This window comes from Streptomyces sp. SP17BM10, from assembly GCF_036322405.1.
Lineage (GTDB): Bacteria > Actinomycetota > Actinomycetes > Streptomycetales > Streptomycetaceae > Kitasatospora.
Genome location: NZ_JAQYXB010000402.1, coordinates 1 through 359 on the forward strand (window position 1 = coordinate 1; position 359 = coordinate 359).

Genomic DNA, 359 nt, shown 5'->3' on the forward strand with positions numbered 1-359 from the left:
TTTTTTTTTTTTTGTTTTGTGTTTTTTTTTTGTTTTTTGGGTTTTTTGTGGTGGTTTGGGGTGGGGGTTTGTTTTTTTTTGGGGTGGGGGGGGTGGTGTTTGTGGGGGTTGGGGGGGGGGGGGGGGGGGGGGGGGTTGGTGTTTTGTGTTGGGGGGGGGGGGGGGTTTTGGGGTTTGTTGGGCCCTCGGCGGGGCGCCACCGGGTGGGTGGTCCGGGGGGGGGGGGCCGGGGGCGCCCGCACAGCCACCCCAACCAAGCGCAACCCACCGACCCGAGCGGGGCCCCCCCCGCCACGGCGGCGGCCGCCGGGGGGGGGGGGGGGGGGGTGGGCCCACCCACCAACAAAAAAAAAAAAAAA

Annotated in this window: 1 pseudogene; it reads left to right on the forward strand. The window is 65.5% G+C overall.

Going from position 1 to position 359, the window contains the following annotated elements:
* Window positions 1-359: pseudogene (locus tag PUR71_RS41035) on the forward strand (hypothetical protein); the annotation flags it as partial.